15 protein-coding genes and 1 tRNA gene are annotated in these 14,444 nt (G+C 69.1%); 3 read left to right on the top strand and 13 right to left on the bottom strand.

The features are described 5' to 3' along the window. Positions 1–141: 141 nt before the first annotated feature. The 10 genes from ABZ260_RS31520 to ABZ260_RS31475 all read right to left on the bottom strand — a co-directional run bounded on the left by ABZ260_RS31520 (position 142) and on the right by ABZ260_RS31475 (position 9,663). Positions 142–549 carry a BlaI/MecI/CopY family transcriptional regulator gene (locus tag ABZ260_RS31520; protein ID WP_355561062.1) on the bottom strand — a complete coding sequence of 136 codons (408 nt, stop codon included), beginning with the start codon at positions 547–549 and terminating at the stop codon, positions 142–144. A 409-nt stretch (positions 550–958) separates the two neighbouring features. Then, positions 959–1,615 carry a rhomboid family intramembrane serine protease gene (locus tag ABZ260_RS31515; protein ID WP_355625086.1) on the bottom strand — a complete coding sequence of 219 codons (657 nt, stop codon included), beginning with the start codon at positions 1,613–1,615 and terminating at the stop codon, positions 959–961. Positions 1,616–1,771: 156 nt separating this feature from the next. Beyond that, entirely contained in the window at positions 1,772–2,536 is a 765-nt protein-coding gene (locus tag ABZ260_RS31510; RefSeq protein WP_355625084.1) for a crotonase/enoyl-CoA hydratase family protein, read from the bottom strand. A 10-nt stretch (positions 2,537–2,546) separates the two neighbouring features. Beyond that, entirely contained in the window at positions 2,547–3,320 is a 774-nt protein-coding gene (locus tag ABZ260_RS31505; protein WP_355625082.1) for an SDR family NAD(P)-dependent oxidoreductase, read from the bottom strand. 144 nt (positions 3,321–3,464) lie between these two features. Then, on the bottom strand, positions 3,465–3,803 hold the full coding sequence (locus tag ABZ260_RS31500; RefSeq protein WP_350911279.1) for an STAS domain-containing protein: 339 nt from the start codon (positions 3,801–3,803) through the stop codon (positions 3,465–3,467). A gap of 103 nt (positions 3,804–3,906) precedes the next feature. Beyond that, on the bottom strand, positions 3,907–4,644 hold the full coding sequence (locus tag ABZ260_RS31495) for an ABC transporter ATP-binding protein (protein WP_350911277.1): 738 nt from the start codon (positions 4,642–4,644) through the stop codon (positions 3,907–3,909). Next, positions 4,641–5,405: a cobalt ECF transporter T component CbiQ gene (gene cbiQ / locus ABZ260_RS31490; protein ID WP_355625080.1), complete on the bottom strand. Its 765-nt coding sequence runs from the start codon at positions 5,403–5,405 to the stop codon at positions 4,641–4,643. The genes ABZ260_RS31495 and cbiQ overlap by 4 nt, the downstream gene beginning before the upstream one ends. Next, entirely contained in the window at positions 5,405–6,445 is a 1,041-nt protein-coding gene (locus ABZ260_RS31485) for an energy-coupling factor ABC transporter permease (RefSeq protein WP_355625078.1), read from the bottom strand. The genes cbiQ and ABZ260_RS31485 overlap by 1 nt, the downstream gene beginning before the upstream one ends. Before the next feature lie 133 nt (positions 6,446–6,578). Then, on the bottom strand, positions 6,579–8,486 hold the full coding sequence (locus ABZ260_RS31480; protein ID WP_355625076.1) for a glycosyltransferase family 2 protein: 1,908 nt from the start codon (positions 8,484–8,486) through the stop codon (positions 6,579–6,581). 229 nt (positions 8,487–8,715) lie between these two features. Further along, entirely contained in the window at positions 8,716–9,663 is a 948-nt protein-coding gene (locus ABZ260_RS31475; protein ID WP_355625074.1) for a hypothetical protein, read from the bottom strand. Between the two features lie 455 nt (positions 9,664–10,118). Here ABZ260_RS31475 and ABZ260_RS31470 point away from each other — a divergent pair, with 455 nt between their 5' ends. Next, on the top strand, positions 10,119–10,577 hold the full coding sequence (locus ABZ260_RS31470; RefSeq protein WP_355625072.1) for a hypothetical protein: 459 nt from the start codon (positions 10,119–10,121) through the stop codon (positions 10,575–10,577). 174 nt (positions 10,578–10,751) lie between these two features. Continuing rightward, positions 10,752–10,988 (top strand): hypothetical protein, encoded by a 237-nt coding sequence (locus ABZ260_RS31465; protein WP_355625070.1) that lies wholly within the window; start codon positions 10,752–10,754, stop codon positions 10,986–10,988. A 298-nt stretch (positions 10,989–11,286) separates the two neighbouring features. Here the strand turns inward: ABZ260_RS31465 and ABZ260_RS31460 are convergent. The 3 genes from ABZ260_RS31460 to cysS all read right to left on the bottom strand — a co-directional run bounded on the left by ABZ260_RS31460 (position 11,287) and on the right by cysS (position 13,821). Beyond that, a tRNA-Thr gene (locus ABZ260_RS31460) sits at positions 11,287–11,359 on the bottom strand. A gap of 72 nt (positions 11,360–11,431) precedes the next feature. Further along, positions 11,432–12,400: a 23S rRNA (guanosine(2251)-2'-O)-methyltransferase RlmB gene (rlmB, locus tag ABZ260_RS31455; protein ID WP_355561095.1), complete on the bottom strand. Its 969-nt coding sequence runs from the start codon at positions 12,398–12,400 to the stop codon at positions 11,432–11,434. Positions 12,401–12,423: 23 nt separating this feature from the next. Next, positions 12,424–13,821, bottom strand: a complete 1,398-nt coding sequence (gene cysS / locus ABZ260_RS31450; protein ID WP_355625068.1) for a cysteine--tRNA ligase — start codon at positions 13,819–13,821, stop codon at positions 12,424–12,426. Positions 13,822–14,014: 193 nt separating this feature from the next. Between cysS and ABZ260_RS31445 the strand changes: the two genes are divergently transcribed. After that, positions 14,015–14,428: a DUF2637 domain-containing protein gene (locus ABZ260_RS31445; protein WP_355625066.1), complete on the top strand. Its 414-nt coding sequence runs from the start codon at positions 14,015–14,017 to the stop codon at positions 14,426–14,428. Positions 14,429–14,444: the final 16 nt, after the last annotated feature.

Here is a 14,444-nt window from a genome sequence, read left to right as displayed (position 1 = left end):
GGATCTTTTGCCTACTGCGGTCGGTCAGGCGGCGCCTCGCCGCGTTGTCGTCGGTCACCGCAGCACGCTGCGGCTCCCTCCTCCGCCTTGCGAGACACCACCTGACCGATCCTCGCCACGGCAAGATCCACAGGACAGGGCCTAGGGCAGGGCGCCCGGCGGCCCGCCCGCCCCCGGAGTGAACGCCTGCTCCCCCGCGCGCCGGGCCAGTTCGTGCAGCAGGCGCAGGGCGTCGTCCGGATCCACTCCCTCCGCGAACCGCGAGAGCACAGGGGCCCGGTCCGGGCTACCCGCCAGGGCCGCGAGCATCAGCCCCGCCACGTGCTCATCCCTGGAGCGGCTGGCGGTGTAGCGGAAGGCGTTGCGCACGGGTGCCCTCTCCAGCAGGCCCTTCCTGACGAGACGCTCGGCGACGGTCTGCACCGTGGTGTAGGCCAGGCTCCGTTCCGCGTCCTGGTTCAGCATGTCCTGCACCTGGCGGACCAGCAGTGGTTGCTTGCAGCCCCACAGCACGTCCATGATCGCGCGTTCCAGGGATCCCAGGTTCACCCGCGGCCACCTTTCGAGGGTCGCGCCCGGCAGCGGATGGCCCTGGAGAACATGTACGGGCACGCAGCCAGGCAGGGTCACACATGAAATTTGGTCATATTGTTACTTAAATCCATCGATGCGGCCATAGCTGGTGAATGTCGACCCTCTTAACAGATCGCACTCCAGATCACCGCTATTCGCCCCTGGAGCGCGCACACCGCCTCATCTAACCCCGAACATTCCCGCAGCATTACAAAGCCCTACAGAGCCCTTACAGCCCCGCACAGCACCTATCTCTGGGCGAAACCCCAAGAGCCGGCCGGGTGGCTGCAAGCCCGCGCGGCGCGGAGGACGGCGTACGGCGGGACTCGGCGGGCAGAAAGGGCGGCGGCGACGTGCGGCGACCAGGGCGAAGGAGTTCGGAGGCTCAGTAGGCGGGAGAGACATCCCGCGGGCGCCTGCGGCGCAGCACCCAGGCCGCGATGACGCCGCCGATCAGGCCGAACAGGTGCCCCTGCCAGGAGATGCCCGCCTCCCCGGGGAGCACCCCCCAGATGATCGAGTAGTAGGTGATCGCCACGCCGACGCCGATCACGATGTCGAGGGCGCGGCGGTCGAACAGGCCCCGGGCGACGACGAAGCCGAAGTAGCCGAAGACCAGGCCGCTGGCACCGACCGTGAGAACCCTCGGCTCGTTGACGAACCAGATGCCCAGGCCGCTGACCAGGACGATGATCAGGCTCGCGGCCAGGTAGCGGCCGATCCCCCGCAGCGCGGCGAGGAAGCCAAGGATCAGCAGGGGCAGCGAGTTGGCCATCAGGTGGCCGAAGCCGCCGTGCAGGAAGGGGGCGAGGAGGATGCCGCCCAGACTCTCCGGGTCCCAGGACCGGATGCCGTAGACGTCGAGCGTTCCCTCCCCCGGCAGCACGTAGTCGACGATCTCGACCACCCACATGACACTGACCAGGAGGACGTTGATGATCGCGGCGCCCAGCGCGCCCGCCGCCAGGTTTCCCGCCCTGCGCTTCAGGAGGTCGCCGGAGGATCGGCCGGTGGGGGTCATCCCGGTCGCGTAGTCGTTCATTCACTCTCCTGGCCTTGGAGCGGTGTCGTGGGATGTCAAGTGCCCCCGCCGCACCTGTCCACACCTTTACCGTACGCATTCCCGGTCATGAACGCGCCGGGTGTGATCCATCGATCACACCCGGCTCGCGATTTCCCTCCGGAATCCGAAGGGGGTCTACTCGCCCTTCCACTGGGGGGCGCGCTTCTCGGCGAAGGCAACCGCACCCTCCATGGCGTCCTTGGAACCGAACACCGGATTGATGATCTCGCCCTGCTTCTTGAACATCTCGTCGAGGCTCCAGTCCGCGGACTCCACGATCACGCGCTTGGTCGCGGCGAGCGCCATCGGGGCGTTGGCCGCGATCCTCTTCGCGAGTTCGACGGCCTTGGCCAGCGCCTCACCCACGGGCGTGATGTGGTTGACCAGGCCGACCTCGTACAGCCGGGAGGCCGGGAAGTGGTCGCCGGTCAGGGCGATCTCCATGGCGATGTGGTACGGAATGCGGCGCGGCAGCCGCATCACGCCACCCGCCCCCGCGACCAGCCCCCTCTTGGGCTCGGGCAGCCCGAACTTGGCCTCCTCGGAGGCGATGATGATGTCGCAGGCCAGCGCCAGCTCGCAGCCTCCGGCCAGGGCGTAACCCTCGACGGCGGCGATGAGCGGCTTCTTCGGCGGCGTCTCGACCACCCCGCCGAATCCCCTGCCCTCCACGACCGGGAAGTCCCCGGTCACGAAACTCTTCAGGTCCATACCCGAGCAGAACGTGCCACCGGCACCGGTAAGGACGTAGGCGACCACGTCCTTGCGCTCCTCCAACTCGTCCAGCGCGGCGGCGACGCCTCTGGCGACCTTGCCGTTGATGGCGTTCCTGGCCTTGGGCCGGTTGATCGTGATGACGGCCACGCCGTCGTCCACCTCGACCAGAACCTCGTCAGACACCGGATGACTCCTACTTGGGCTGGAAGCGGATGCCGCCGTCGAAACGGATCGTCTCGGCGTTCATGTAGTCGTTCTCGATCAGCGAGCGGACCAGGTGCGCGAACTCCGAGGCCAGCCCCATCCGCTTGGGGAAGACCACCGGGGCCACGAGCTTGGCCTTGAACTCCTCGGCGTTGGGCGAGAAGCCGTAGATCGGGGTGTCGATGATGCCCGGGCAGATGGTGTTGACGCGCACGCCGATGGCGCCGAGGTCACGCGCGGCAGGGAGGGTCATGCCGACGATGCCGCCCTTGGACGCCGAGTAGGCGACCTGGCCGGTCTGCCCCTCCAGCGCCGCAACCGAGGCGGTGTTGATCACCACTCCGCGCTGGCCGTCCGCGTCGACCGGCTCCGTCTTCGCGATCGCCGCGGCGCCGATGCGCATGAGGTTGAAGGTGCCGATCAGGTTGACCTCGATGACCTTGCGGTAGGGGGCCAGGTCATGGGGCGAGCCGTCGCGACCCACGGTCCGGCTGGCCCAGCCGATGCCCGCGCTGTTCACCACGACACGCAGCGGCTTGCCGGTCGCCACGGCCGCGTCCACGGCCGCCTGCACCTGCGCCTCGTCCGACACGTCGGTCTTGACGAAGACGCCGCCGAGCTCGTCGGCAAGGGGCTTGCCCCGCTCCTCGTTGAGGTCGGCGATGACGACGGTGACACCGTGCGCGGCGAGGTCGCGGGCCGTGGCCTCGCCGAGGCCGCTGGCACCGCCCGAGATGATTGCTGCTGCTCCGTTCAAGTCCATGAGCGGACTTTAACCCGCGGACCGAATGAAGTTCTACTCGGGGTGGGTTAAATCTCTCCGATGCCAGGCCCTGGCTCCTGGACCCCTTGCCTACTGCGGTCGGTCAGACGGCACCCCACCACGGCAAGGTCCGCGGAATGGAGCCTAGATCTCTCCGACGGCAGTGCTCACGTCGGGATAGACCTTGATCCGCCGGTCGAGCCCCGTCGTGCGGAGGATCCGGGCCACCGGCGCCTGGGGAGCGGCCAGGCAGACCCCACCGCCACCGCTCGTGGCCAGCCGCCACGCCTCGATCAGCACCGACAACCCGCTGGAGTCCATGAAGGACAGGTCGGTGAGGTCGAGAACCAGTCGCGCACCGTCCAGCTTGATCGCGTCACGGACCTCGTCTCGCAGGAAGGGAGCGGTGAACAGGTCGAGTTCGCCCTCGACAGCCACCACCACGGCGTCGCCGATCGCGCGGCGAGCCAGCCGTAGCTTCATCAGTCCTCCTCGCGCCCAGGGCAGACCCACTTTACTTCGCCACCACGGCACGCGAGGTCGTGCACGACTCTTCACAGGAATCTGCGGCCAAGACGTCCCGGGGTCAGGAGGCCGCGAAACCGTAGGGCAGTTCGAGCCGGTGGGCGGCGAGCAGATCGGCATCGGCGAGGATCTTACGGGTCGGCCCGTCCGCGGCGATGACCCCTCCGGAGAGGATGAGCGAGCGCTCGCACAGCTCCAGCGCGTAAGGCAGATCGTGGGTGACCATCAGGACCGTCACGTCGAGCCCCCTGAGGATCTCGGCGAGTTCTCGCCTGGAGGCCGGGTCCAGGTTGGACGACGGCTCGTCGAGCACCAGGATCTCCGGCTCCATGGCCAGCACCGTCGCCACCGCGACCCGGCGGCGCTGGCCGAAGGACAGGTGGTGCGGCGGCCGGTCGATCGTCTCCAGCATGCCCACGCGCTCCAGCGCGTCCTTGACCCGGCGCTCCAGTTCCTCGCCCGTGATCCCCAGGTTGGCCGGGCCGAAGGCCACGTCCTCGCGGACGCTCGGCATGAAGAGCTGGTCGTCGGGGTCCTGGAAGACCAGCCCGACCCGCCTGCGGATCTCCTTGAGCGATCCCTTCCCGACCGGCAGCCCCGCTACGGCCACCGTGCCGTGGCCGGCGGTCAGGATGCCGTTGAGGTGCATCACCAGTGTGGTCTTGCCCGCGCCGTTCGGCCCGAGCAGCGCGACCCGCTCACCGCGCTCCACGCGGAAGTCCACGCCGAACAGCGCCTGCGTACCGTCCGGGTACGCGTACGCCAGGCGGCTCACCTCCAACGAAGGCGGCGCGGTCATGCGACCCCCCAGCTCCCAAGCAGCACGGCAAGCGCCGCACCTGGCAACATACCGGCGACGAGCCACTGCCGCGACGCGACGGACAGATCCTGGATGATCGGCATCGAGCCGGTGTAGCCCCGGCTGAGCATGGCCAGGTGCACCCGCTCGCCCCGCTCGTACGAGCGGATGAACAGTGCCCCCGCCGATCTGGCGATCACTGGGATGTGCCGCACGTCCCTGGCCGCGAACCCGCGTGACTCCCGCGCCACCCGCATCCGGCGCATCTCCTCCAGGATCACGTCCAGGTAGCGGAGCATGAACATGGCGATCTGCACCAGCATCGGCGGCAGTTTCAGGCGCTGGGCGCCCAGCAGTATCAGCCGTGGCTCGGTGGTGGCCGCGAGCAGCACGCTCGCGACCACGCCCAGGGTCGCCTTGGCCAGGATGTTCCAGGCGGCCCACAGACCGGCGACGCTGAGCGAGAGTCCCATGAACGTCACCCGCTCGCCGAACCCGATGAACGGGATGGCCAGCGCGAACACCACGAACGGCACCTCGACCACCATCCGCCGCAGCAGGAATCCCGCCGGGACGCGCGCGGCCACCGCGACGGCGGCCAGCAGCACGGCGTACAGACCGAAAGCCCAGAACCACTCGCGCGGGGTGGCGACCACCACCAGGGCGAACCCGGCCACCGCCACCAGCTTGCACTGGGGTGGCAACCGGTGCACGAGCGTGTCGCCCGGCCGGTGGAGCCGATGGTGGTGGCCCGTTCCCACTAGACGGAGACCTTCCTGTCACTGCCCTCGCCACGGCGACGCACCGTGAAGAACAGCCCGCCGCCGACGGCGAGGGTCACCCCGACGCCGATCAGACCGGCCACCCCCACCGGGATGCCGCCCACATCCCCGTAGTCGGCGAGCGGCTGCTCGCCCAGCGAGTGGTCGGCCGCCTGTCCGCTGAAACCCTTGTCCTCGGCCACCCGCTCCAGGCCGTCGGGCGAGGAGGAGGCGTAGAAGCTGACCACGCCCGCCAGCAGCGCCGCCACCGCGATGCCGGCGGGCAGGAACCAGCCACGACGGCGCGCGGCGACCGGCGCCGAGGACGCCGGGGACGCCGGGGACTCCGAGGTGACGGTCACCTCGCCGCCCGCGCCGCGCAGGACCAGCGGCGCGACGAGCTCCCTGGCGCCGTACACCAGGTCGGGCCGGATCGCCAGGACGGTGCTGACGGTGACCGCGGTGATCAGGCCCTCCCCGATGCCGATGAGCAGGTGCACGCCGCCCATGGCCGCGGCGACCGTGCCGATCTCGATGGGCGCGGTGCCGCCGACCCAGAACAACAGGGTGAAGATCAGCGCCGTGGCGGGCACCGAGACCAGCGCCGCGACGAACGAGGCCGCCACCACGGCTCCCCTGCCCCGCACGCTCAGGGTGATCAGCCGGAAGACGCCCCACCCGACCACTACCGCGACGATGCCCAGCAGCGTGATGTTGACGCCGAGCGCGGTCAGGCCGCCGTCGGCGAAGAAGAACCCCTGTACGAGGAGGACCACCGCCACGCACAGCACCGCCGTATACGGGCCGACGAGTATCGCGGCGAGCGCACCGCCAAGGAGATGGCCGCTTGTACCCGCGGCGACCGGGAAGTTGAGCATCTGGACGGCGAACACGAAGGCGGCGACCAGGCCCGCCATGGGGGCGGTGCGGTCGTCGAGTTCACGGCGAGCGCCGCGCAGGCAGACGGCCACGCCCGCAGCCGCGACCACCCCCGCCGACAGCGACACAGCCGCGTTGAAAAAGCCATCGGGTACGTGCACGACAAGCCTCCGAAGCGCGGATTTGGCTCCACTTTAGGCCATGGGCTTGTAGTTGCAAGGTATTGGCATTAACGCCCGGCGAAGGTCCGGTGACTTCCGCATGGCACCGGGCTCGCGGCGGTCCCAGGCGCCGTCAACGCACGATGCGCCTGACGAAGGTCCGGGGGCCGAGGGTGCGGACCACGGTACTGAGCCGCCCCTTGCCCGCCGTGGCGTAGGGCCTGACGCTCCACCGGGTCGCACCACGCCACCAGGTGCGCGGCTGCTCGATCATCTCGGGCACCGCCTCGATCCTGAAGCGCGCGGGCGGCCCGCCCAGGTCCATCTCCAGGTAGGCGTCCCAGGTACCGGGCCCCAGCCGGCCCATCGCCTGCCAGGCCGTGAACGTGCCGTCCTCGCCGACCGTGACCGGCTCACGCCGCTCCCGGCTCGACTCGCGCTCCCGCCAGACCAGGTAACGCACCGCGTCCGCCGCCGGAGCGGCGGTGCCCACGGTGACCTCACCGTGGAGCACCAGCCGGTGCCCCGCCGCCCAGCGGGCGCGCACCAGCCTCGCGCCGCCCGGCACCGCGACCACGTGACCGCCGATGTCAAGGCTGAGGTTGCCGTAGGGGCGGGTGAAGTACGGCAGGGCGACGACGTCGCCGACCACTCGCGGCGCGGGCGGCACCGGAAGTGCGGTCAGTCCGTCCCTGTCGAAGCCCAGGCGTGCGAGCCGGGGAACGCCCTCGAAGGCGACACCCACGTGAACGTCCCAGACGCCGGAGGACAGGCCGGTGACGTCGACGACCCCGGTGAACTCCGCACAGTCGCCCGTCACCGGGACCATGACCTCGTCAAAGGGGCCGGCGCCCGCGTGCCTGCGCCGCAGCACCAGGGCGAGGTCACCGCCGACGATCTCCGGGCGGTCGTACCGCTCCAGCGTGCTCAGCGCCACCTTGCCGGAGATCGCCAGCCTTCCCTCCCGCTCCCAGCGGAGCGCGGTGAGCTCCCTGCGGACCGAGGCCGACTCGATGTGCGCCAGCCGCACCAGGCGGTCGATGTCCTCCAGTGCGGCGATCCTGCTCCGGTCGATCGCGGGGAGCCGGTCGCGGACCCCGTCGGTCAGCCACCGCTCGCACATGTCGGCCACCTCTGCGGCGATCTCCTTGCGCTCGACCTCCCCGGCGTCCAGGAAGGGCCTGCCGAGGTTGCCGAAGGCGTCCATCCGGAAGTGCCGCCGCAGGAGGTGGTCGCGGAGGTCTCCCGGCCGTACGTGGGCGAGCATCAACTCGATCGGCCGCCTGATCATCCGCACCCAGGAGACCGGGTCGCGGCTCCCCTGCCGCTGCATGATGCTGGTGCCGTCGGGCCGGGCGACCAGGTGGTAGCAGTCGTAGTCGGCGACCACCGAGATCACGTTCGCGTGGCAGTAGGCGTGGGTGGTGAAGACGACGTCCTCGCCGACCAGAAGCGTCTCGTCGAAACGGATGGCGTGCCGCTCCAACATCTCCCTGCGGAACAGCTTGAAGCAGCTCAGGCTGTTGTAGACCGCGCTGTCACCGAGCGGCACCCGCTCGGCGTTCTCCCTGAACATCGAGATCGGCACCTTGCGGCCATGACCGACGATCTTCCCAAGCACGATGTCCGAGCCGTTGCGGTCGGCCATCGCGAGCATCCGCTCCAGCGCCTGGGGGCCGAGGTAGTCGTCCGCGTCGCAGAAGAAGACGTACCTGCCGCGCGCGTGGGAAAGGCCGACGTTGCGCGGGCGCCCAGCGCCGCCGGAGGCCTCCTGCCGGACGACGCGGATCACCCCGCGGTGACAGGAGGCGTACAGGTCGAGCAGCGCGGCACCGCCGTCGGTGGAACCGTCGTCGACGACCACCACCTCCAGGGCGACCCGCTGGATCAGCAGCGAGGTCAGGCACCTGTCGAGATAGGGCCGGCAGTTGTGCAGGGGGACGATCACGGTGACGTCGACGTCGGACCGGATCGCCTCCTCCCTGGTGATGTCGCAGCCGCCCCGCCCCGTGCGGACTCGCTGAAGAGTCGTTACCGCCACCGCCGCGCCCCTCGTCGGTCACTTTCCGCTTATCTAGCGTCTCAGTATGTGACTAAGAGCCACTCGTGCGGAGCAAATCCACAGGGTTGCCTCCCCAACCCGCTCCCCGGGAAGGCCGAATTCGGAGAGAAACAGCTGGTTCGCCCATCATGGGCAGGAAGCCCGCTCCCCGGACGCCACCGCCCTCTGCCGCTCGGTCGGCCCGTGACCCCAAAGACACGCCGCACTCTCAAACCCCGCTGTCGGCCCGGTCGAGGTCGTCTCGATCGCGGTCGGCGCGCCCGCTCGGGGCCCGATCCGCCCCGAGCGCCCGAACCCGACGACGGCGCGGCAGCCAGGCGATGACGTACAGCACGAGCGCCACCACGATCAGCGCCCCGAGGAGGCGCAGGGGAAGGATGACGAAAGTCGCGCTCCGCTGGGATGTCCCGTTGGTCCCGGAGACCGACACCGTCGCATGACAGAGGCACATGAACGGCGGATCCGCCCATCTGACGGTGATGTCCCTGCTGTCTCCCCTGAGCAGGGTGAAGTCGGGAAACGGCACCTCGTACCCGTTCACCTCCACCTTCAGCGCACGGGTGCCGAGGAAGTCGCGGTGAACGGTCCCGAGATTGTCGACGGTGGTGGTGAAGTCGACGGGGCCGCCCGCCGAGAAGGCACCGGAGGTGCGCAGGTCGCCGATGCGCACGGACGTGTCGATCGGCCCCGGAACCGTGATGTAGATCGGCGTTCCGATCGCCCGGTTCAGCTTGATGTTGCCCCCACCGGCCCCTGCCGGGGCCACGAAGAGCAGGGCCACCTGGTGCTCGCCGTGCTCGGGCTCCAGCGGAGGGTCGATCAGTACGGTGACGCCCCGCTCCGCACCGGGGGCGAGACGGAAGCTCGCCGGCCTGACCTTGAGCCAGCCGGCGGCCGAGCGGGGTGCGTCACGCTCGAAGAGCATCTTCCCGGACCCGTCCATGGCGAAGCCCACCCTGTCGACGACCACGTCGACGGGCAACCGCCCCCTGTTCGCCACCTGGAACGACTGAGGCTCGTCGATCTCCTCCGGGGCGACGACCAGCCGTGGCGGGCTCACCGTCAGCGAGAAGTCCGGAGCCGCCCCCGGCGCCCCGGAAGCCCCCGGCCCCACCGTCGGCGTCACGCCCGCCACCATCAGGAACGCGACGATCACACGTCGAAGCCTTCCGGTCACCGCTCAGCCCCCTTCACGGGCGAACCGAACTCTCGCCGAGTGCCCGACGGGTGGGCCCGCAGGGTGCCGGCGACCGGCACGAAGGCCCTCAAGATCTTTTTTACACAGAGTAGTCATTTGATGACGTAAAGTGCAAGCCTTCGGGAGGCCGTGTCTCCGGCACCCGGCTCTTCCGATCACGCGTCAGGCCAGAAGCGCGCCGACCTCGAAAGAGCCCGGCATATCCCGCACGCCCCCTTCACCTCCACCCGAGAGCCGGCCTTTGGCGCTGAAAGGGGCGCTCACCCGGGATGCGGCGGGGCGGACAGGCAGATCAGGCGCCACCCCGGTCACCTGGGCTTCCCGGTCTTTTCGATCGCGATCATCTGGGGCCGAAACGCCCCCGCCGGAGGCTGCTCTTGGGTGAGGGGACGGGTAATCGACATAGTCACGGCGTGTTCAGGAAATTACCGCCCGGCCCGTTCAAACCACTTGCGGGCGTACTGCTGTTGTCGGTGGTGATTCTTGGCCTCAAGTGGATGAGCGGGGCAGACCCCTATGTGCGTGGACCGTTCTTCTGGGCGGCCTTGGTCACCGCGGTTCCGGGCATGGCTCTTGCACTGGCGGTGGCCGTGAAAAGCTTTCGCAGGGCCCGCAGGCATGAGTATGACGAGCGCGAGCCGGAGGAAGCGCCTGATGAGCCGCGTAACCGTCTGCTCATGTTCTCGGCGGCCATGCTCCTGGTGATGGCGACGGAGCTGTCGTTGATTCTCTCACTGCTCGCGGCCACGGACGGCGGGGACCCCCACACGACGGGGCCGCTCGACTGGGCCTTATGGGCGAGCCGGGGGCTGCTCTTCGTGTTGATTGTCGGGGTGATCACCTGGGGCGCGCGGAGAGGTATCCAGTGGTGAGAGCGAGCGCTGCCGAACCTAAGAATGCCGCAGGGAGCCCGCGGTCAGAGCACTTCACACACATGGCGGTTCTTAGAGAGAGAACAACCAGAACCCATAATTGATCCCGTGCGCAAACGAGCTCTCTTTTTTCTTCCTACGGTCATGTGTGGGATCGCAGCGGTACTCCTGAGCATGGAATCGATGGTTCGGGCGCACTACCAGGTGAGTCCGTACAAACCATGGAGCGTTCTGGGCCGGCTGGGGTTCACCGTCTTGATGCTCGCCATGGTCATGAACGTCGGCCTGGCTGTTCGGGCACTGCATACCGCGAATGCGAAGCGCGACCGACACGAGCCGGCGCAAGGGGATATGCCCGAAGCGCCGCGTAACGTTTGGGCGGCGGCAGGCCGCTGGTTGGCGCGGCACTGAGGTAGGGCACGGTGCGCCGTCACCGGCGCCCCCGTAGCGGAGGCGTACGGCAGGGCGCGCTCCAGCACACGCACCTGAAGGCGTGACCACTTGCCGTCCCGGCTGATCGTCGATCATGGGCTGCGCCGGGCCGCAAACGCCGGCCGAAGACCTGAACGTCGGTGACCGTCTCACCTTCGGGCAAGGGGGCACGGGCAGGCGGGCACGAGCAGCCATCGGGCACGGAAGATCATAAAGTTCCCCTGAACGGCGAAAGGCCAGGTCACCGGATATCGGTTGACCTGGCCTTTCACCTGCGAGCCGACGAGGGGAATCGAACCCCTGACCTACAGTTTACAAGACTGTCGCTCTGCCGATTGAGCTACGTCGGCATGGTCGCCAGACGATTGTAGTCGGCTCGAGCCTCACACGTCACCGAGGTATGCCGCGACGATTGCGAACCGTTAGGAACGACGCTTGCGGGCGACCTCGTAAAGGGCGATGCCGGCGGCGACGCCCGCGTTGAGGGACTCGGCCGCGGCGTGCATCGGAATGCGGACGACCAGGTCGCAGGACTCGCGGACCAGGCGGGACAGGCCCTTGCCCTCGGAGCCCACGACGACGACCAGCGGGCCGTCGAGGAGGTTGGCCTCGCCGATGTCGACCTTGCCCTCGCCGTCCAGGCCGATCACGAACAGGCCCGCCTCCCGGTACTCCCGCAGGGTGGCGGTGAGGTTGGCGGCACGGGCGACCGTCAGGGTGGCCAGCGTGCCCGCCGAGGTCTTCCAGGCACCACCGGTGACACCGGCCGAGCGGCGGGAGGGGACGACCAGGCCGTGGGCGCCGAAGGCGGTGGCCGAGCGGGCGATGGCACCCAGGTTGCGAGGGTCGGTGACCCCGTCGAGGGCGACGATCAGCGGCACCTCCGCGGCGTCCCGGGCGATCCGGACCAGATCGTCGGGGTGGGCGTAGTCGTACGCCGGGATCTGCAGGGCGATGCCCTGGTGGATCCCCCCCTCGGTGAGTCGGTCCAGCTTCTCCCGCCCGACCTCCAGCATCGCGATGCCGCGGTCGGCGGCGATGCGGACCGCCTCCTTGACGCGGTCGTCGTTGTCGATGCGCAGGGCCACGTAGAGCGTGCTGGCCGGGACTCCGGCCCGCAGCGCCTCGACCACGGGGTTGCGCCCGCCGATGTGCTCGGGCGCGTCGTCGCTCCGCCTCGGACGAGCCGAGGCACGCGGGGAGGCGGACCTGCCGGTCTTCTCCTCGCGCTCGATCCGCTCGGCGCGCGCCTTGTCCTTGTGCCAGTGCCGCATGTGCGCCGGCGGGGTGGCCCCCCTGCCCTCCAGGCCTCGGCGGACGTTGCCGCCGGTGCCCTTGGTCGGACTCTTCTTCTTCGCGGGTCGCCCGGACCCTTTACCCCCACCAGCCATGGTCTATAGCGTACGGCCTGGTTTTACCGCGAGAGTTCCCAGCGAGTGCCCTGGGGGGTGTCCTCGACGTGGATCCCGGCCCGGGAAAGCTGGTCACGGATGCCGTCGGCCGCCGAGAAGTCCCTGCGTACCCGCGCCGCCTGCCGCTGCTCCAGGGCGACGGCGACCAGCGCGTCGACGGTCGCCCGCATGCCGGTCTCGCCGCCTGTGGAGCGCCACTGCTCCGAGCGCGGGTCGAGGCCGAGGACGTCGAGCATATTCTGCGTCTCGGCGAGCAGCCTGGCGACCTGCTCCTTGTTGCCCTGGGCCAGCGCGACGTTGCCCTCGCGGACCACCTCGTGCACCACGGCGAGCGCCTGGGGGGTGCCCAGGTCGTCGTCGAGAGCCTCGGAGAAGGCCACCGGGAGCGGCGCGTGCGCGTCGACGTCGTGGATGACCTCGGCCGCGCGGGTGACGAAGCCCTCGATGCGCTGGTAGGCCGTGGCGGCCTCGAAGAGCGCCTCCTCGGAGTATTCGATCGAGGAACGGTAGTGCGGGGCCGCCAGGTAGTAGCGGAGCTCGACCGGGCGGACCTTCTTGGTGACCTCGGGGATCAGCAGGGAGTTACCGAGCGACTTGCTCATCTTCTCCGCGCCGATCTTGAGCATGCCGTTGTGCATCCAGTAGCGGGCGAAGCCGTCGCCCGCCGCCTGGGACTGGGTCAGCTCGTTCTCGTGGTGCGGGAAGATCAGGTCGACGCCGCCACCGTGGATGTCGAAGGTCGAACCGAGATACTTCGTCGCCATGGCCGAGCACTCCAGGTGCCAGCCGGGGCGGCCTCGGCCCCACGGGGTCGGCCAGGTCGGCTCGCCGGGCTTCTCGCCCTTCCAGAGCGCGAAGTCACGCGGGTCGCGCTTGCAGGAGTCGGTCTCGGTGTCACCCGCGGCCCGCATGTTCTGAAGCTTCTGGTTGGAGAGCGATCCGTACCGGTCGGCGTAGGACATGACGTCGAAGTAGACGTCGCCACCGGAGGCATAGGCGTGGCCGGCGGCGATCAGCCGGTCCATCAGCTCGATCATCTCGGGCACATGGCCGGTGGCCCGTGGCTCGACGGTCGGGGGCAGGCAACCCAGCACCTCGTAGGCCCAGGTGAAGGCCCTCTGGTTACGCTCGGCGACGGCGAACCACGGCACGTTCTCCGCCGCCGCGACCCTGATGATCTTGTCATCGATGTCGGTGACGTTGCGGCAGAAGGTCACCTCGTAGCCCGACCTGATCATCCAGCGGCGGAGCACGTCGAAGTTGACGCCCGAGCGGATGTGCCCGATGTGCGGGGGAGCCTGCACGGTGGCACCACACAGGTAGATCGAGGCCCGGCCGGGTTCGACCGGGACGAATTCGCGGACGGTGCGTACGCTGGTGTCGTATAGCTGCAGGCTCACGAGGGCAAGGCTAATACCTCACCTCCCCTCACAAGCCAGGTTGCGGGACGTTGAAGACACCCACTAGAGGATTTTCTGACCATTAGCGGCGAATGTCCCTCAGCCAGTCCGTGAAAGAGCACCGGGTAGAAGACATACCCGGAAGCGATACGGACGATCATGCCGGGTGTCGATTCTGTAGGCTCGAAGAGCCATGGACGCCAAATCCCCCGCGGCGGCAGACCCGCTCTCCCGCCCGTCCCCGCCCCTGACCGCCGCCGCCGAACCGAGCAGGACAGTCCTCGCCCTGCGCCGTGCCGGAATCGCCGTCGCCGGAGTCGGCGTGGCCGCCCTCACCGCCGCGGCCTGCGTGCTCTCCTTCGAGGACCTGCGCGCCCTCGCCCTGGCCGGCAGGGCGCCCGCCGACCTCGCGTATCTCTACCCCGCCGCCTTCGACGCACTGCTCGTCGTCACGATGATCGGCGTGCTGCTGCTGAGGGGCGGGTGGTGGCCGGTACGGCTGCAGGCGGGGGTGGTCCTGACGCTGTTGTTCGCCGGCGCGGCCGCCGCCGAGGTGGCCACCGCCATACACTGTGCGTTTCGCATATACGAGTGGTTTAGTTTGTAACTAGTGGTTTCTCGGG

The sequence above is a fragment of the Streptosporangium sp. NPDC006013 genome (assembly GCF_040614275.1).
Taxonomy (GTDB): Bacteria; Actinomycetota; Actinomycetes; order Streptosporangiales; family Streptosporangiaceae; genus Streptosporangium.
This window is presented reverse-complemented; position numbering and strand designations above follow the sequence as displayed.